Annotated in this window: 19 protein-coding genes, 1 rRNA gene and 1 other annotated feature; all 20 genes read right to left on the bottom strand. The window is 41.2% G+C overall.

The window, feature by feature from the left end; translation table 11 throughout:
- Window positions 1-41: 41 nt before the first annotated feature.
- The 20 genes from nusG to rrf all read right to left on the bottom strand — a co-directional run bounded on the left by nusG (window position 42) and on the right by rrf (window position 18,296).
- Entirely contained in the window at window positions 42-578 is a 537-nt protein-coding gene (nusG, locus tag B5354_RS00960; protein ID WP_079525099.1) for a transcription termination/antitermination protein NusG, read from the bottom strand.
- 157 nt (window positions 579-735) lie between these two features.
- Window positions 736-909: a preprotein translocase subunit SecE gene (secE, locus tag B5354_RS00955; protein ID WP_079525097.1), complete on the bottom strand. Its 174-nt coding sequence runs from the start codon at window positions 907-909 to the stop codon at window positions 736-738.
- A gap of 40 nt (window positions 910-949) precedes the next feature.
- Window positions 950-1,099: a 50S ribosomal protein L33 gene (rpmG, locus tag B5354_RS00950; protein WP_079525095.1), complete on the bottom strand. Its 150-nt coding sequence runs from the start codon at window positions 1,097-1,099 to the stop codon at window positions 950-952.
- A 75-nt stretch (window positions 1,100-1,174) separates the two neighbouring features.
- Window positions 1,175-1,831, bottom strand: a complete 657-nt coding sequence (sigH, locus tag B5354_RS00945) for an RNA polymerase sporulation sigma factor SigH (RefSeq protein WP_079525093.1) — start codon at window positions 1,829-1,831, stop codon at window positions 1,175-1,177.
- 80 nt (window positions 1,832-1,911) lie between these two features.
- Window positions 1,912-2,421 carry an NYN domain-containing protein gene (locus B5354_RS00940; protein WP_079525091.1) on the bottom strand — a complete coding sequence of 170 codons (510 nt, stop codon included), beginning with the start codon at window positions 2,419-2,421 and terminating at the stop codon, window positions 1,912-1,914.
- A 2-nt stretch (window positions 2,422-2,423) separates the two neighbouring features.
- A complete protein-coding gene (rlmB, locus tag B5354_RS00935) occupies window positions 2,424-3,167 on the bottom strand; it encodes a 23S rRNA (guanosine(2251)-2'-O)-methyltransferase RlmB (protein ID WP_079525089.1) in 744 nt (247 codons plus the stop codon).
- Window positions 3,157-3,573 (bottom strand): Mini-ribonuclease 3, encoded by a 417-nt coding sequence (locus B5354_RS00930; RefSeq protein ID WP_079525087.1) that lies wholly within the window; start codon window positions 3,571-3,573, stop codon window positions 3,157-3,159. Before B5354_RS00930 ends, rlmB begins: the two co-directional genes overlap by 11 nt.
- A 6-nt stretch (window positions 3,574-3,579) precedes the next feature.
- Complete coding sequence (gene cysS, locus B5354_RS00925) at window positions 3,580-4,980, bottom strand: cysteine--tRNA ligase (protein WP_079525085.1); 1,401 nt, start codon at window positions 4,978-4,980, stop codon at window positions 3,580-3,582.
- On the bottom strand, window positions 4,970-5,632 hold the full coding sequence (gene cysE, locus B5354_RS00920; RefSeq protein WP_079525083.1) for a serine O-acetyltransferase: 663 nt from the start codon (window positions 5,630-5,632) through the stop codon (window positions 4,970-4,972). Before cysE ends, cysS begins: the two co-directional genes overlap by 11 nt.
- 77 nt (window positions 5,633-5,709) lie before the next feature.
- Window positions 5,710-5,925, bottom strand: a binding site (T-box leader).
- A 44-nt stretch (window positions 5,926-5,969) separates the two neighbouring features.
- Window positions 5,970-7,439, bottom strand: a complete 1,470-nt coding sequence (gene gltX / locus B5354_RS00915) for a glutamate--tRNA ligase (RefSeq protein WP_079525081.1) — start codon at window positions 7,437-7,439, stop codon at window positions 5,970-5,972.
- A gap of 64 nt (window positions 7,440-7,503) precedes the next feature.
- Window positions 7,504-8,694, bottom strand: a complete 1,191-nt coding sequence (locus B5354_RS00910) for a bifunctional 2-C-methyl-D-erythritol 4-phosphate cytidylyltransferase/2-C-methyl-D-erythritol 2,4-cyclodiphosphate synthase (protein ID WP_079525079.1) — start codon at window positions 8,692-8,694, stop codon at window positions 7,504-7,506.
- Between the two features lie 84 nt (window positions 8,695-8,778).
- Entirely contained in the window at window positions 8,779-9,885 is a 1,107-nt protein-coding gene (locus B5354_RS00905) for a PIN/TRAM domain-containing protein (protein WP_079525077.1), read from the bottom strand.
- A 153-nt stretch (window positions 9,886-10,038) separates the two neighbouring features.
- Complete coding sequence (gene disA, locus B5354_RS00900) at window positions 10,039-11,112, bottom strand: DNA integrity scanning diadenylate cyclase DisA (RefSeq protein ID WP_079525075.1); 1,074 nt, start codon at window positions 11,110-11,112, stop codon at window positions 10,039-10,041.
- On the bottom strand, window positions 11,113-12,486 hold the full coding sequence (radA, locus tag B5354_RS00895) for a DNA repair protein RadA (protein WP_079525073.1): 1,374 nt from the start codon (window positions 12,484-12,486) through the stop codon (window positions 11,113-11,115).
- Between the two features lie 172 nt (window positions 12,487-12,658).
- Window positions 12,659-15,115, bottom strand: a complete 2,457-nt coding sequence (clpC, locus tag B5354_RS00890; RefSeq protein ID WP_079525071.1) for an ATP-dependent protease ATP-binding subunit ClpC — start codon at window positions 15,113-15,115, stop codon at window positions 12,659-12,661.
- A gap of 19 nt (window positions 15,116-15,134) precedes the next feature.
- Window positions 15,135-16,205: a protein-arginine kinase McsB gene (mcsB, locus tag B5354_RS00885; protein ID WP_079525069.1), complete on the bottom strand. Its 1,071-nt coding sequence runs from the start codon at window positions 16,203-16,205 to the stop codon at window positions 15,135-15,137.
- Entirely contained in the window at window positions 16,205-16,750 is a 546-nt protein-coding gene (gene mcsA / locus B5354_RS00880; protein WP_079525067.1) for a protein-arginine kinase activator protein McsA, read from the bottom strand. Before mcsA ends, mcsB begins: the two co-directional genes overlap by 1 nt.
- A 20-nt stretch (window positions 16,751-16,770) precedes the next feature.
- A complete protein-coding gene (locus B5354_RS00875; protein WP_079525065.1) occupies window positions 16,771-17,235 on the bottom strand; it encodes a CtsR family transcriptional regulator in 465 nt (154 codons plus the stop codon).
- A 162-nt stretch (window positions 17,236-17,397) separates the two neighbouring features.
- Window positions 17,398-18,090, bottom strand: coding sequence for an MgtC/SapB family protein (locus B5354_RS00870; protein ID WP_079525063.1), 693 nt, complete (start codon window positions 18,088-18,090; stop codon window positions 17,398-17,400).
- Window positions 18,091-18,182: 92 nt separating this feature from the next.
- Window positions 18,183-18,296: ribosomal RNA gene (gene rrf, locus B5354_RS00865) — 5S ribosomal RNA — on the bottom strand.
- Window positions 18,297-18,311 lie beyond the last annotated feature (15 nt).

Below are 18,311 nucleotides of genomic sequence, written 5' to 3'. Positions count from 1 at the left end.
TTTTAGCATTTATTTTCACATAATGCAAGAGGGGGAGAGATTTATAATTTTTCAATTTGTGAGAAGTCCAATTCAACCGGCGTTTCTCTTCCAAACATATTGACATGAACTTTTACCTTTTGCTTATCTAAATCGATATGCTCAATGGATCCAGTGAAATTCGCAAATGGACCTTCTGTAACTTTTACACTTTCCTTCACTTCAAAATCAACTTCAGCTGCAGAAGGTTTATCCATACCCATACGTTTAAGTACCGTCTCCACTTCTTCAGGCAAGAGAGGGATTGGTTTTGAACCAGAGCCAGTAGACCCGACGAATCCAGTGACACCAGGTGTGTTACGCACTACATACCATGAGTCATCTGTCATCACCATCTCAGCTAGTACATAACCAGGGAAAACTTTTTTCTTAGCGACTTTACGCTTTCCGTTCTTAATTTCAGTTTCTTCATCCTCAGGAACAAGAACGCGGAAGATCTTATCCTCCATTCCCATAGATTCGACACGTTTTTCTAAATTGGCTCTTACTTTGTTTTCATAACCTGAATAAGTGTGAACCACATACCATCTTTTTTCCATTCATACAGGACAAGTGGCTTGCCCTTCCCTCCCTTAACTTAAAATTTAAAAAAGCGATTTATATGATCGTCGCTTTCTTTAACCAACATAAAAAACCCGTTAAACGGGTTTTTGTTGCAAGGCTATACTATATTATATCACAATTAAGACTTTACTATTATTTAGAAATGAGTTCAAGTACCTGAGAGATTCCTAGATCAACAATCGCAAAGAACACAGCCACGAAAGCTACAGTGCCCAATACGGTAATGGTGTACCTCGTAAGCTCCTGTCCTTTAGGCCAGCTTACTTTGCGCATTTCACGGGATACATTCTTGAAGAATTTAAACATGCTACACTACCTCCAAACTTATGCCTGCCGGCTTCATGCTCTATTTCGTTTCACGATGAAGTGTATGAGTTGTACACGTTTTACAAAACTTACGAACCTCTAATCGCTTGGGTTGATTTGTTCGATTTTTATGGGTGTTATAATTGCGACTTTGGCATTGTACGCAAGCCAAAATAATCTTTGTTGACATTTTTTGTCACCCCACGTTAGAGGTATAATCACTTTCATAAATGTAGCACGCTTTCAAGTGGCTGTCAATTATACCTTATAGCGTAATTTCACTCATTTCCAAGTATTTCTCAAGCTTTCTCTTAACCCGCTGCAACGCATTATCAATCGACTTAACATGCCGCTTCAACTCAACAGAGATCTCCTGGTAGGATTGCCCGTCCAAATAAAGCGCGAGCACTTTTTGTTCTAATTCGCTTAATAATTCAGAAATTTTTTCTTCCATATCGCCGAACTTTTCTTTGTTGACGATTAGTTCTTGAGGGTCAATGACCTTAGAACCGGCTATAACATCTAATAATGTACGATCTGATTCTTCATCAAAGATGGGCTTGTCCAGCGATACATAAGAATTTAGCGGGATGTGCTTCTGTCTTGTGGCGGTTTTAATTGCGGTAATAATTTGACGGGTAACGCAAAGTTCTGCGAAAGCTTTAAACGAAGATAATTTGTCCCCTTGATAGTCTCTAATTGCCTTATACAAACCAATCATGCCTTCTTGTACAATGTCTTCTCGATCTGCACCAATAAGAAAATACGTCCGGGCTTTTGCACGAACGAAATTCTTATACTTATTAATTAAATAATCTAAAGCCTGGATCTGACCCTGGTTAATACGCTCAATGATTAACTCGTCATCAAGCTTATCAAGATCCAGCTCTTCGATGCCTGCCTCAGTTTGTCCGATGCTCACTCAGGATCCCTCCGACCGTGGTACCTAAATATATAGAAATATTATACAGTAAGCGCTTCACTAGCGTCAACAAGCCCTTGTCATTTACCTCCTCGACGCCACTTTTCAAAAATGTCACGTATCTCTTTATTCATCGGGATCTTCGGCTGATATTGAACGGCTTTATGAGATTCTACATCTTTCTTTATTTCCCGTTGAATATTCATAACCTCAATGTAAAGTTCTCTGGCAGATTTTCTAAAGGCCCCCTGTGCAAAAATCGTACGTTGTTCTGCATAGTCAGAAGTAGCTACATACACTTGCGTCCTTATATCGGTTAAGCTCCCAGCCAGCTTCTCAATCCGCTCATCGGCTGTTTCATTTTCTTTTGTAAAAATGACTTCAATTTTAAAATTGTGCTGCTTCCTCTCAAGACCCCTTACATGGTACGCATCAAAAACAACAATGACCCGGTCGCCCGTATATGCCTGATATTCAGCCAATTTTTCAATCAGAAGGTCCCTGGCCTGACCTAAATCCCGGTCTTTAAGCCGCTTAAGCTCCGGCCAAGCTCCAATGATGTTGTACCCATCAACAAGTAAAACAATCATCGTTACTCACCGAGGGGGCGGCGCTTCCTGTAGACTTCATACATCAAGAGGGACGCTGCCACTGAAGCATTCAAAGAAGTCACTTGGCCCGCCATAGGAAGACGTACCATCCAGTCACATTTCTCTTTCGTTAAGCGGCTCATTCCTTTCCCTTCACTTCCGATGACAAGGGCTACAGCCATATTACCATCTAACTGCCGATAATCTTCTGTACCCTCAGCATCTGTTCCTACAACCCAAACAAACCGTTCTTTCAGTTCGTCAATTGTGCGGGAAAGATTCGTCACCCGGGCAACAGGGATGTATTCAATCGCTCCCGTTGATGTTTTGGCGACAGTAGTCGTTAATCCAACTGACCTTCGCTTAGGAATGATTATACCATGGGCACCACTCGCATCTGCTGTCCTCAATATCGAACCCAGGTTATGGGGATCTTCAATCTCATCTAAAATAACAAAAAAGGGGGACTCCCCTTTTTCTTCCGCACGAGCAAATAAATCATCAATATCACTATATTCGTAGGCGGCTACAGCTGCTGCTACACCCTGGTGGTTCCCGTCTACTAATTGATCAATTTTTCGCTTGGGAACCTTCTGAACAATGACGCCATTCTCTTTAGCAAGTTGTTCAAGCTTCTTCAAAGCATTGTGCTGAAGTTGGTCTGAAACGAGTAATTTATTAATAGCTCGTCCTGATCGTAATGCTTCTTGTACACTGTTTTTACCAATAATCCACTCATCTTTCATTACTCTCACTCCTTTCTTCAACCAGATCAATAGCATTTGTGATCAGCTCTTCAAGCCGCTCCGTATTTCCCGCTAAATAATGATAACCAATCACAGCCTCAAACGCAGTCGAGTAACGATACGTTTGAACGTTTGTATTCTTAGGTATGCTCCCTGACTTGGCATTGCGTCCACGCCTGAGCACACCTTCCTCTTCCTCTGTCAAAAGGGAACTTTCCTGCCATGCCTGAACAACTTTTGCCTGGGATTTAGCTGACACAAATCTCACAGCTGCTTGATGTAACTGTTGAGGCTTAATAACCTCACCTTTATCAAGTAAATATTTACGAACATATAATTCATAGACCCCGTCTCCCATATAAGCGAGAGCGAGGCTCTTCATTTGTTTCACATTCGTCGCTGCCATAGAAACTCAGCCCCGTTTCCAGCGAGTACCTTGAAAGGTATCCTCTAAAATAATGTTGCGCGCCTTCAGTTCATCACGAATCTGATCAGCACGAGCAAAATCGCGATCTTTCCGGGCCTGCTTCCTTTCAGCGATCAAGGAATCGACTTCTTCATCTAACAGTTCTTCATCTTTGGCAATTTGTACACCCAAGACATCCGTCAACTCTTTCAATGCCTGCTCAAAGTCTTCAAGCACCGCTTCATTGGTCTGTTCGGACTGTAGATAAAGGTTAGCTGACTTCGTTAAATCAAATAATACAGAAATTGCGTTAGCTGTATTAAAATCATCGTCCATTTCAGTCATGAACTGCTGTTTATGCTGTTCAATTTGTTCCATCCAAGTCTCTGTAGACTCTTGCAAATTCATACTGGATTTCTTACGATGCTGAATATTTTCATAAGCATTCCGAATTCGGTCCAGGCTGCTTTTCGCTCCCGCTAATAGCTCATCACTAAAATTAATCGGATGACGATACTGGACACTCAGCATAAAGAAGCGAATCACTTGCGGGTCGTGTTTTTGAATTAAGTCATGGGCGAGCACGAAATTCCCTAAGGATTTAGACATTTTTTCATTTTCAATGTTGATATACCCATTATGCATCCAGTACCGAGCAAACGAATGGCCATTATTGGCTTCAGACTGGGCAATTTCGTTTTCATGGTGAGGAAATGTAAGGTCTTGCCCGCCTGCATGGATATCAATTGTATCCCCTAAATACTTTCGCGCCATTGCTGAACATTCAATATGCCAGCCAGGGCGTCCTTCACCCCATGGGCTTTCCCATGAAATCTCTTCGGACTTCGCTTCTTTCCAAAGCGTAAAATCAAGGGGATCTTCTTTCTTCTCTCCTACTTCAATCCTAGCCCCAGAACGAAGCTCATCAATTGATTGGTGAGAAAGTTTCCCGTATTCATTAAAAGACCGTGTACGGAAATAAACATCCCCTTCTGATTCATAGGCGAAACCTTTTTCAATTAAACCTTTAATAAAAGCGATAATTTCTTCCATATTTTCTGTTACACGAGGGTGATGAACGGCTTCCTTCACCCCCAGCGCCTTGACATCCTCTTTATAGGCCTCGATAAACCGGTTTGAAATATCTGGGACTTCCTCGCCCATTTCATTGGCAGCTTTAATTAATTTATCGTCGACATCTGTAAAATTAAGCACGTACTCGACCTCATAACCACGATACTCAAAATATCTGCGCACGGTGTCAAATACGATAGCTGGACGAGCATTGCCGATATGAATATAGTTGTACACGGTTGGTCCGCATACATACATTTTCACTTTCCCCTCTTCCAGCGGCTGAAAAGTTTCTTTCGTTCTTGTTAGTGTATTGTAAACGTTAATGCTCATTATGACTGACTCCTTCCACCTTATCTAACTGATCACGCAAGCGTGTAATTTCTTTCTCCATTTGGTCCAGCCGATCATAAACCGGGTCAGGAAGCTTGTGGTGATCTAAATCCTTCCTGCCAATTTTCTTACCATCCTGAACTACCACATGTCCGGGAATCCCGACAACAGTTGAATTGGCCGGCACTTCATGTAACACCACCGAGCCTGCTCCTACTTTAGAATTCTCTCCAATTGTGATCGACCCTAATACTTTCGCCCCTGTAGCAACGAGTGAGTTATCTTGTAAGGTAGGATGCCGTTTTCCTTTCTCTTTCCCTGTTCCACCTAAAGTCACGCCCTGAAACAGTGTTACATTATCGCCAATCTCACATGTCTCCCCAATGACGACTCCCATGCCGTGATCTATGAAAAAGCGGCGGCCGATTTTAGCCCCCGGATGAATTTCAATGCCTGTAAAAAAACGGCTGACTTGAGAAATAACCCGGGCGATAAAGAAGAACTTCCGCTTATATAAAGCATGTGCTACTCGATGCGCCCATATCGCATGTAATCCAGAGTACGTCAGTATGACTTCCACATAAGAACGAGCTGCGGGATCCTGATCAAAGACCACATCGACATCCTCTTTAAACATTTTCATAAACCCCATCCATACCCCCTCCTTTTATATAAGAAAAAGCGTGCAATTCACCTAAAAAAAAAAACGCGTCTCATGTGCTTAGGCAGCACAGAGACGCGTTATGCGCGGTTCCACTCTGTTTTGGGAAAAACTTTCCCCTCTTTAAAACCTGATAACGGCAGGTGACCGCTGACAGCATACTGTTTTTCAGCTGCAGACTCCGAGGTGCATTTCAGGAGTGTTCCTTACAATCACTTTCAGCCGGTGGTGATTGTCTCTGGGTAAGGATTTCACTCCATACTTCTCCTCTTCAACGTTTCATATGAGTATCTTTACTATATGCTATAATCTTATGTTTGTGAATTAATTAGTTTTGAAGCTGATTCAGAACATCATTCAAACGGATAGTAACCGTCTCCGCCCCTAACAGGTGAATAGCATCTGGCAGTTCAGGTCCGTGTGTTTGTCCTGTAGTAGCCACACGAATCGGCATAAACAGCTTCTTCCCTTTATGACCTGTTTCTTTCTGTGTCGCCTTAATCTGCGCTTTAACATTCGCAGGTGAAAAATCATCAAGCTCTGCCAGCTTTTTCTTGAACGTATCCAGAACTTCTGGAACTTGCTCCCCTTTTAACACATCCATCGCTGATTCATCATACTGAATTTCTTGTTTGAAAAAAAGTTCCGTCAGTTCGACGATTTGTGCACCGTAATCCAGCTGCTCATGATAAAGACTTATCAATTCCCGTGCCCAGGACTGATCATTTTCGGCCATATTTTCAGATAAACGACCAGCCTCCACCAAATGTGGCAAGGCCAAATCAACAACACTGTCCAAATTCAAAGCCTTCACATATTGATTATTCATCCATTTTAACTTAGCAGGATCGAAAATCGCAGGTGACGTTGATAAACGATCAGAATCGAATTGTTCAATCAGCTGATCCTTTGTGAAAATTTCTTCTTCTCCAACAGGTGACCAGCCCAGCAATGTAATAAAGTTGAATAAAGCTTCTGGTAAATAGCCTAGCTTGTTATATTGTTCAATGAACTGAAGAATGTGTTCATCACGCTTACTTAGCTTCTTACGATTCTCATTTAGAATAAGAGTCATGTGGCCAAATGTTGGCGGCTCCCAGCCCAAGGCATCGTAGACCATCATCTGCTTAGGTGTATTGGATATATGTTCTTCCCCGCGAAGCACATGAGTAATATCCATTAGATGATCGTCAACAGCAACAGCAAAGTTGTAGGTTGGCGTACCATTTTTTTTCACAATAACCCAGTCACCAAAGTCACTGGATTCGAAGGAAATATCTCCACGGACAAGATCATTAAATTTGTACGTCTTTCCTTCTGGAACCCGAATACGAATACTTGGCTGACGGCCTTCCGTTTCAAATTGATTGATTTGTTTTTCTGACAAATTACTGTGAGCTCCAGAATATTTAGGAACTTCACCACGAGCGCGTTGATCTTCCCGCTCCGCATCTAGTTCTTCTTCCGTCATATAACATTTATAAGCAAGACCTTTTTCTAACAGTTCATAGACATACTTTTTATACAGTTCAAGACGTTCCATTTGGCGATAAGGTCCATAATTACCACCGACATCTGATCCTTCATCCCATTCGATGCCTAACCACTTCAGGTAATTTAATTGACTCTGTTCGCCGCCTTCGACATTTCGCTTAGCATCCGTGTCCTCTACACGAATAATAAACTTACCTCCTGCATTTCTTGCAAAAAGATAATTGAATAAAGCAGTACGAGCATTACCGATATGGAGATTCCCTGTTGGACTTGGTGCATAACGCACGCGTACATTGTTCGTCATAGTATGTTCTCCTTTCTACATTACAAACCGAGCATAATCCTCTTTTTATTTTATCATTTTTCCCTTATGATTGTTGACTATTTTGAAGAAGCACAACGGCCTGGGCTGCGATCCCTTCTTTTCTCCCTGGAAAACCCAACTGTTCTGTCGTTGTAGCCTTGACGTTAATACGTGATTGCTCTGCATCTAATAACTGAGCAATATTTTCGCGGATTTCATCAATATACGGTGCCATCTTGGGTTCCTGTGCGATTACGGTACAATCAAGATTCCCCAACTCATAACCCTCATCTGTTACGAATTTCCACACACGCTTTAAGAGTTCGCCTGAATCCGCGTCCTTAAATTCAGGGTCCGTATCAGGAAAGTGTTTTCCAATATCGCCTTCCCCTATTGCTCCAAGACATGCATCCGCAATCGTATGAAGCAGTACATCTGCATCAGAATGCCCAATTAGGCCTCGTTCATGAGGAATGGTCACTCCGCCAATGATACACTTCCGTCCTTCAGAAAGCTGATGAACGTCAAACCCTTGTCCAATGCGAAACATAGCCTGCTCTCCTGCCTTCCCTATCCTGGTACCCTTTAGATAAGCTTCTGCTTTAGCCAAATCTTCCGGGGTTGTTAATTTAATATTGTCATAACTGCCTTCCACAATCTCGACTTGCCTTTCTAACCGCTCCACTAAAGAAGCATCATCTGTTCCGTAGTAATTTTCCCTTTGAGCTCGTTCGTGAGCTTCCGTGATCAATTCATAATCAAAAGCTTGCGGAGTTTGAGCAGCCCACAGTTTACTTCGATCAAGCGTCCATAATTGGGCCTGATCCTTTTGCTTAATCGTGTCAGTGACAGGTGTTGCCAATAATGCAGCCCCTTTATCACGTACGACCCCAGCTAGTTTATGTAGATTTTCATGCGTTACAAAAGGGCGTGCCCCATCGTGAATAAAAACAGGGAGATCTGTTTGTCGAACTGATTTAAGTCCTTCATAAACACTGTCCTGCCGTTCAGCTCCTCCGTTTACAAACGTAACAGAAGAGGAAGAACCATACGAATTTATAAGCTCGATCATTTGATCTCGTTCACGTTGATTCGTTACGAGTATAATTTCCTTACAGTGATGATCTGATACAAAAACGGTAAGGGTATGTATGATTAAAGGCTTATCATTAATCATTAGAAACTGTTTATTCTTACCAGCAAGCATACGTTTTCCTTGTCCAGCAGCTAAAATCACAACATTATAATTTGTCATATTTACCATCCTAGCAGTATTAAACAACAAAAGCGATAACACACAGTTATCACTTTTGTTTTTCTCTATTTGTTTATACCGTTTTTATAAAGCTTTTTCAAGTGATTTTGGTTTAGCAAAAATCATCCGGCCTGCGGAAGTCTGAAGGACACTAGTCACGATCACTTCAATCGTTCTGCCAATATAATCTTTACCTTCTTCCACCACAATCATCGTGCCGTCATCTAAATAGCCGATACCCTGTTTTTGTTCCTTCCCATCCTTTATAATTTGAATGGTCATCTCTTCTCCAGGGAGAACGACAGGTTTAACAGCATTTGCTAAATCATTAATATTAAGAACCTGGACATTTTGAAATTCACATACTTTATTGAGGTTAAAATCATTTGTAACTACAATCCCGTCCATCACTTTAGCCAGCTTCACAAGCTTGCTGTCCACTTCATGAATATCTTCAAAATCGCCTTCATATATCTCCACCTTAACGGGCAGATCCTTTTGAAGTCGATTTAAAATATCCAGTCCACGGCGTCCGCGGTTACGTTTAAGACCATCGGATGAATCTGCTATATGCTGCAATTCTTCCAATACAAACTGAGGGATTACAATCGTCCCCTCCAGAAAATGCGTCTCACAAATATCAGCTATTCGTCCATCAATAATAACACTTGTATCCAATATTTTCTCTTTCGGAATCATGGAACGATCAACACTTTCCGCTCCCGTCAGGTCTTCTTCAGCAAGCTTCTTATCTTTCCTATTCGCAATGGCAAGTAAGTTTAAAAACTCGTCCTTCCGCTTAAACCCGACTTGAAATCCGAAATAACCGAGAAGGAAGGTCAAGAAGATCGGTAAAATCTGATTCACAATTTGAATCTTAATATCTTGCAAGATGTTATTGACTAAATAAGCAATTATTAAACCGACAATTAACCCAAGGCTGCCAAACAAAAGGTCAGCGACAGGGGCTCTTACCAAGGTGTCCTCTACCCATCTTAAAAAGTTAACGATATGATCGACGACCCAAAACGTTAGTAAAAATAAGATAAGTGCTCCTACAAGTGCACCGACTACTGATTGAATCCACCCTTGCCAGGAAAGGTTCATCGTTGAAAGTAATTCAGGAATATAAAGATAGCCGATCGTTCCGCCGGTTACAACTATAAATAATTGAACAATTCTTCTTAGCATTGCGTTCACCTCCTTGATTCCATTATGACCAAACTTCCGAACTATTAATCGGTTAAAAACATAAATGATGATCTCAAACTAGCACAAATTCCAAATATAGTCAATTGATGAACAAAATATTTTAACATAAATTTAAATATATTGTCAATTATTTTATATATGCCGATCAACGAATAACTGCTCCTGAATCCTATCCAGCCCATCTCTTATTTTTGTGGCACGTATTTCTCCTACCCCATCTACTTCCACCAACTCTTTTACAGATGCTTGTATAATCTCATTCAAAGTTCCGAACCTTTCAACTAAGTGTTCGATAATTAAATTGGGAAGGCGGGGAATTCGTTGCAATATCCGATATCCTCTAGGACATATAGGATCAGACATTTTCGTGTAAGATGGATACCCTAGCAGCTTTAAAACCTGCTCGTCAGAGAGCAGCTCTGTATTTGCTCCTTCCTGCATTTTCCGCAAAATATAATACGGTTCATAATCAGGACGTTTGCTATAGTCCTTTAATAAAGATTTGGCATCCTCTTCAATATTTGAGACTAGTTCTGTTAACTGAAGTTGAATCAAGCGCCCCTCTGTTCCTAATTCATTCACATAATTTAAGATTTCCGTTTTAATTCTCAAGACCATTTCTATTCGATGAACCACCTGTACAACCTCAGAGAAAGATACCATATCTTCAAACTCCATAGCCCCTAAGTTTGTTACACTTTGGTCTAACACGTTCTTATATTTTTCCAGTGTCTGAATCGCTTGATTCGCTTTCGTCAAAATTACACCAATATCCTTTAAAGAATACCGTAACGGGCCCTTATAAAGCGTAATCACATTACGTCTTTGGGAAATAGCAATAACTAAATGCCCTGTTTGCTTCGCCACCCGCTCAGCTGTCCGATGCCGCATTCCTGTTTCAGTGGAGGGAATGTCAGGGTCTGGCATCAATTGAGCGTTAGCGAATAAAATATTTGAGCCTTCATCGTTTAAAATTAACGCTCCATCCATTTTCGCAAGCTCATATAAATGGGCAGGTGTAAAGTGTGATTGAATATGAAAACCACCATCCACTAAGTCTCGTATAGTGTCTCCATACCCAACGACGATAAGCCCTCCTGTTTTAGCCCGTAATACATTATCAATTCCATCACGTATCGGGGTGCCAGGAGCAACGAATTTTAGAATCTCACCAATCCCATTATCTTTTCTCTCATGTAATTCCATTTACCGCTCCCCCAATGTGACCTGAATCGCTTCTTGAACGGTGTTTACACCAATGACTTCTATCGGCTGTGGCGGTGTCCAACCATCTAAATTCTTCTTAGGAATAATAACACGCTTAAAACCAAGTTTATTTGCTTCCTGCACTCGTTGTTCAATGCGGGCGACTCTTCTAATTTCACCCGTTAGTCCTACCTCGCCTACCACAACATCATCAGCATTTGAAGACTGATTTCTAAAACTTGAAGCTATGCTGATGGCCACAGCTAAATCAATCGCCGGTTCGTCTAATTTAACACCGCCTGCAACTTTTACATAGGCATCCTGATTTTGAAGCAGGAGCCCAGCTCTTTTTTCAAGGACGGCCATTAATAGAGGTACTCGGTTATTATCAAGGCCTGTTGCCATTCTTCTAGGATTGCCATAAGACGTTGGAGATATGAGAGCCTGAATCTCCACTAAGACTGGCCTTGTCCCTTCCATAGAAGCTACTACAATCGATCCAGCTGCCCCTTGAGACCTTTCCTCTAAAAAGATTTCAGAAGGGTTCAGCACCTCTTCTAAGCCCTTCTCTTTCATCTCAAAGATGCCCATTTCATGTGTACTTCCGAAGCGGTTCTTAACGCTCCTTAGAATACGGAAAGTATGATGTCTTTCTCCCTCAAAATATAAGACGGCATCAACCATATGCTCAAGTAGACGCGGACCAGCAATAGAGCCTTCTTTCGTAACATGGCCAACGATAAAGATGGGTATCCCCTTGCTCTTAGCTATCCTCATGAGTTGACTCGTACATTCACGAACTTGCGACACACTCCCAGGTGCTGAAGTAACGTCTTCCTTGAAAATGGTTTGAATAGAGTCGATAACCACAAATTTGGGATCAATCGCCTCAATTTGATTTAACACGTCCTGTAAATTCGTTTCAGATAAAACATAAAGTTCTTCTGACTTTACCCCCAGGCGTTCTGCACGCAGTTTAGTTTGGCGTGAGGACTCCTCTCCAGATATATATAAAACTGGAGGCTGTTTATTCGCAATTTGCGCTGACACTTGCAGTAATAATGTTGACTTCCCAATACCAGGGTCTCCACCTATCAAAACCAGCGACCCCGGTACAATACCTCCGCCAAGCACACGGTTTAATTCAGGCATATCCGTGGCCATTCGAGGCTCTTTTTCAGACTTGATCGCATTAATTTTCTCCGGTTTAGATGATGAAGTACTGGTTTGAAATACGTGACGGGAATTGGATCCTGTTATCGCAGTTTCCTCAACTAGTGTATTCCACTGATGACAACCCGGACATTTCCCCATCCACTTCGGTGTTTCATATCCGCATTCTTGACAAACGAACTTCGTCTTTCTTTTAGCCAAGGGAATCTTCCCCTCTCTTACTATTTTATACGATAAACATTGTGAAAAAGTTTCATGCAGTTATCAATTATATTAAAACCTTCTTAATAAAAGCATAGCTGATACAGAAAAAAATCGGAAGGCAAACCCCTTCCGATTTATAATTATTCATATTTTATTCATATTTGCGTTCCTATTTCGCTTCTTGCTGAACGTTAACGGTAAATTCTTTATTATCATTCAGGTCAATTTTAACTTTTTGGCCTTTTTGAATATTTTCTTTCAATAACTCTTCTGATAATAAGTCCTCCACATTTTTCTGAATGGAACGGCGTAACGGCCTTGCGCCATACTCTGGGTCGAACCCTTCTTCAGCAATGTGCTCAATAGCTTTTTCCGTTAGAGTAAAATCGATTTCTTGATCTAACAAGCGTTTCCTCAATTGTTCCGCCATTAGGGTAACAATGTCTTTCATGTGTTTTCTCTCAAGAGAATGGAAAACAATTGTTTCATCGATTCTATTTAAGAACTCTGGACGGAACGCTTTTTTCAATTCATCTGTCACCTTGGATTTCATATCTTTGTAGTCTTGGTTGGCCTCATCCATTGAGAACCCAAGGTATTTGTTTCTCTTAAGCTCTTGGGCACCGACGTTTGATGTCATAATCAGAACCGTGTTTCGAAAATCTACTACACGCCCTTTAGAGTCAGTCAGTCGTCCATCTTCAAGTACCTGAAGCAAGATGTTAAAGACTTCTGGGTGAGCTTTTTCTACTTCATCAAGCAGGATAACAGAGTATGGTTTATTCCGTACTTTCTCTGTCAACTGTCCTCCTTCTTCAAAACCTACATAGCCTGGAGGGGAGCCTACAAGACGAGAAGTGCTGTGTTTTTCCATATACTCTGACATGTCAATTCGAATCATCGCATCTTCTTCACCAAACATGCTTTCGGCTAAGGCACGGGCCAGCTCTGTTTTACCTACACCTGTTGGCCCTAAGAAAATAAAGGAACCAATTGGACGCTTCGGATCCTTCAGTCCGGCACGAGCACGGCGAATCGCTTTGGATATAGCCTTAACAGCTTCTTCCTGCCCAATGATACGGTCATGAAGTGTATCCTCTAAGTGTAGTAATCGTTCACTTTCATCTTTGGTCATTTTCTTAACTGGAACTCCCGTCCATGTCGATACGATCGAAGCGATGTCCTCTACTGTCACTTCGGAGTCCTCTTGACCTTGTTTTTCTTTCCACTCATCTTTCGTTTGATCAAGTTCATCGCGAAGACGCTGTTCACTGTCTCTTAAGGATGCAGCCTTTTCAAACTCCTGGCTCTGTACGGCGGCATCTTTTTCTTTTCGTACCTCTTCAAGTTTTTGCTCAAGCTCTTTCAGATTAGGTGGTGCTGTATAGGAGCGAAGACGAACTTTAGATGCTGCTTCATCTATTAAATCAATCGCTTTATCCGGCAAGAAACGATCGGTAATATAACGATCAGAAAAGCGGACCGCTGATTCAATAGAATCATCTGTAATCGTTACGCGATGGTGAGCTTCATAACGGTCACGGAGCCCTTTCAAGATTTGTACAGATTCATCGAGCGTAGGTTCATCTACTTGAATTGGCTGGAAGCGACGTTCAAGAGCTGCATCTTTTTCAATATACTTTTTATATTCATCAAGAGTTGTAGCACCAATACACTGCAATTCACCACGAGCAAGGGAAGGTTTCAGAATGTTTGAAGCATCAATAGCACCTTCGGCTCCTCCTGCTCCAATTAAAGTGTGCAGTTCATCAATGAACAGGATGATATTTCCTGCTTGGCGAATCTCTTCCATTACCTTTTTCAAGCGATCTTCAAATTCACCACGGTATTTAGTTCCTGCCACTACTGTACCCATATCGAGAGTCATAACCCGTTTATCACGCAGGATTTCAGGAATTTCATTGTTCATGATTTGCTGAGCCAGCCCTTCAGCAATGGCTGTTTTACCTACACCAGGCTCTCCCACAAGTACCGGATTATTTTTTGTACGGCGGCTTAGTACTTGAATTACACGCTCTATTTCTTTGCTTCTTCCAATTACCGGGTCAATATTTCCCTCTTTAGCTATCGCTGTTAAATCACGGGCAAGAGAATCAAGTGTCGGGGTATTTGCATTGGCTGACTGTGACCCCCCACCGCCTCCACGGCGATTTTGCCCGCCTGTTGACTCATTATTCCCTAGCAGTTGAAGGACTTGCTGCCGTGCCTTATTAAGACTTACACCTAAGTTGTTTAATACACGAGCTGCTACACCTTCACCTTCGCGAATCAGACCAAGAAGGATGTGCTCTGTACCCACATAAGAATGGCCTAATTTACGTGCTTCGTCCATTGATAACTCAATAACTTTTTTAGCTCTTGGAGTATAGTGAATCGTTTGGGATACTTTTTCTCCCTTACCGATTAACTTTTCTACTTCTTGCTGAATCTTGCTTGCTTCAAGTCCTAATGCTGTTAAAGACTTAGCAGCAATCCCTTCACCTTCACTTACTAATCCTAATAAAATGTGCTCTGTTCCAATATTGTTGTGACCTAATCGAACGGCCTCCTCTTGTGCTAAGGCAAGTACTTTTTGCGCGCGTTCTGTAAAACGTCCAAACATCATGGATACAACCTCCTTGCATTTATTCTTTATTTTCTAACTGAAGTCTTTCTCGAATTAATGATGCTCTTCTAACATCCCGCTCGGATGGGGATAAGGTTTCTTTTGCGTATTGCTGCAGGAATCCAGGCTGCGTCAATACCATTAATTCATTTAAAATAGTTTTTGGTACATGATCAATGAAACCAAGGTCAATGCCAAGTCTTAGATCTGATAAACATTTAGCAGCCTCTTTAGACTCTATGATTCGACTGTGTTTTAAAACACCATATGAACGAAAAATTCGGTCCTCAAGCTGAATACCTGAGCGATGCATCAATGCTTGCCTTGCTCTTCGTTCCTGGTCAATCAGTTGTTTTACTACACTATGAAGATCTTCTACAATATCTTCCTCTGATTTCCCCAAGGTAATCTGATTGGATATTTGAAAAATACTGCCTACTGCCTCACTGCCCTCTCCATAGATACCCCGAACGACTAAACCTAGCTGATTAATGGCAGGGGTCATGCGGTTAATCTGCTGGGTCATGGCAAGAGCAGGCAAATGCATCATCACCGAGGCTCTCATTCCAGTACCTACATTTGTCGGGCATGCAGTTAAATATCCTCGCTTCTCATCAAAAGCGTAATCGACCTTTTCTTCAAGCCAATCATCAAGCTGTGAGGCCTGCTCAAGAGCTCTGTCAAGCTGAAAGCCCGGGAAGTATAACTGGATGCGTATATGATCTTCTTCGTTGATCATGATCGACACTTGTTCATTTTTAGAGATCAAGGATGCTGAGTGCTCTGAATTATCCGTTAAGTGCGGGCTGATCAAATGTTTTTCTACCAGCACCCTTTTCTCAATCGGTTGTAACTCGTTCATTTTAACAACTTCAAAGTTTTTGTAATCTCGAAAGGATTGATCCTGGAACTCATCATGGAAAAAAGATAGTACCTTTTCCAAATGTTCCTCTGAAGAAATCGTCGGAAAAGGAACGTCAGAAAAGTTACGTGCCAAACGTATACGGCTGCTTAACACGATATCACTATCGGGTCCATCTTCCTTCATCCACGGACTAATTGCCTCATTCATAAATTGCTGTAATGACATCAGTCCTCCTCCCCTCTTTGATCGAGTTGGCTATCTAAGGAGCGAATCTCATCCCTTACTTTAGCAGCTTCCTCAAACTCTTCTTGTTGTATGAGGCGTTGTAATTCAGATTTATATTGATCCATCTGACGTTTAAGGTGCAAGTTGCCTCCTTCACGTCTAGGGATTTTACCATCATGACGCGTATTACCACTATGAACCCGTCTCAAAATAGGATTTAATTTATCATCAAATGTCCTATAACATTCCGCACAACCAAACTTCCCTGCTTTTGCGAATTCTTGAAATGTAAGTCCGCATGTAGGGCATTTGAGTTGTTCCTTTGGAGACGGGGCACTAGTCTGCTGACCCTTCAACGAGTGTTTCGTTTCGAAATTAAAAAGTCCAGTCAATAAGTCGTTCAATATAAAGTTTTCTTCATGGTCATGCATATATCCTTTTTCCTTCGCGCATTGTTCACAAACATGGATTTCAGTCTTTTCACCATTTAATAATTGTGTCAAATGAACAGTGGCAGGACGGTTATGGCATCGTTGACATTCCATAACATTCTCTCCCTCCTATTTCAGCTTTTGTACTTAAGGGTAAACAGCATAGCCGCTAAAATTCTTGAACGGATCTCATCCCTTAAAGGAAGGGGAAAAGCGAGAACTTCACGGTCCATTACACTTACCATCATACGAGCTTCACGACCAGTGATGCTGTCATTTTCAAGTAATCTTTCAATAATATCAATTGCTATAGACTGCGAAACTTTAGGATGGATTAGATGGATAAGGTCTTCGATCATCTGTGCTTCTGATCGATGTTGAACACGCCTGATGCGAATGTAGCCTCCGCCTCCGCGCTTACTTTCAACTATATACCCTTTTTCCACAGTGAACCGTGTTTTAATCACATAATTTATTTGGGAAGGCACACATTGAAATCGATCAGCAATTTCACTTCGCTTGATTTCAATAGCTTTCTTCTCATTATTGTCTATAACATTCTTTAAATACTCTTCTATGATGTCAGATATATTCCGCATTTTCCCTCCTCCTCATTTGACTTTGACTATCTTTGACTATAATTTTATTATACTTAAATTTTACATATACGCAAATAAAATGTTTTTGTTATATCTGTAATCATTCCCTAATTAAAGGGAGCTTAAAACCAAAAAAACTATACGATTTTGTCGTATAGTTCCTTATCTTTTCTGTTTGACCTGTATTACATTTTCTACGTTTGAAAGCCGTTCAATTAGTGTAGCATCATTAAATTCCTGCCCTTTATTAATGTGTATGAGAATGCTTTTAGTACGATTATTCAAATTTTCAATCTCTATTCTTTGCAGTTCAATGCCTTTATCATCAAAGATACCAAGTAACTTACCAGTCTCTATCCGTTCATCCGTAATGAGTACATAGGAATTTTTAAAATAACTGCTAAAGTACTTTTTCTCCAAATTGTTTAAGAAGATTAGGCTTAGCAAAACTAAAATAGTAGCAAGCACTGCTACATCGTACATCCCGGCACCAACTACTAAACCGAGTCCTGCAACCGTCCAAATAGAAGCAGCTGTCGTTAAACCCCTTATCGTCATTCCATTTACAATAATTGTGCCTGCGCCTAAAAACCCAATCCCGCTAATAACATATGAGGGAATACGTGAAGGATCAAAACGCACATTGTCATATTTGTTAATAAAGTGTTCAAAACCATACAAGGATAAAAGCATCATGAGACACGAACCAATTCCAACTAATATATGTGTACGAAATCCTGCAGAATGATTTTTTAATTCTCTTTCAAAACCAATAATACCTGATAAGACAAGTGCGATTAACAAGCGTATAAAAAATGTTTCTATATGTTCATTAAATATGATGAACTCATCCATTCGGATTCCACCTTCCTTGCTCAGGAATAAAGGGTCTTTATTATTATATAGTAAAAAAACCGGAAGCATATGCTTCCGGTTTTCAAATAATAATGTGGCCGCGTCCTACTCTCACGGGGATCGACCCGACTACCATCGGCGCTGAAGAGCTTAACTGCTGTGTTCGGCATGGGAACAGGTGTGACCTCTTCGCTGTCGCCACCACATCATTTTATAAAGAA

Origin of the sequence: Halobacillus hunanensis, from assembly GCF_900166655.1 — a bacterium.
GTDB lineage: Bacteria > Bacillota > Bacilli > Bacillales > Halobacillaceae > Halobacillus_A > Halobacillus_A hunanensis.
The sequence above is the reverse complement of the archived record's forward strand: the minus strand, read 5'-3'. Positions and strand labels throughout refer to the sequence as shown.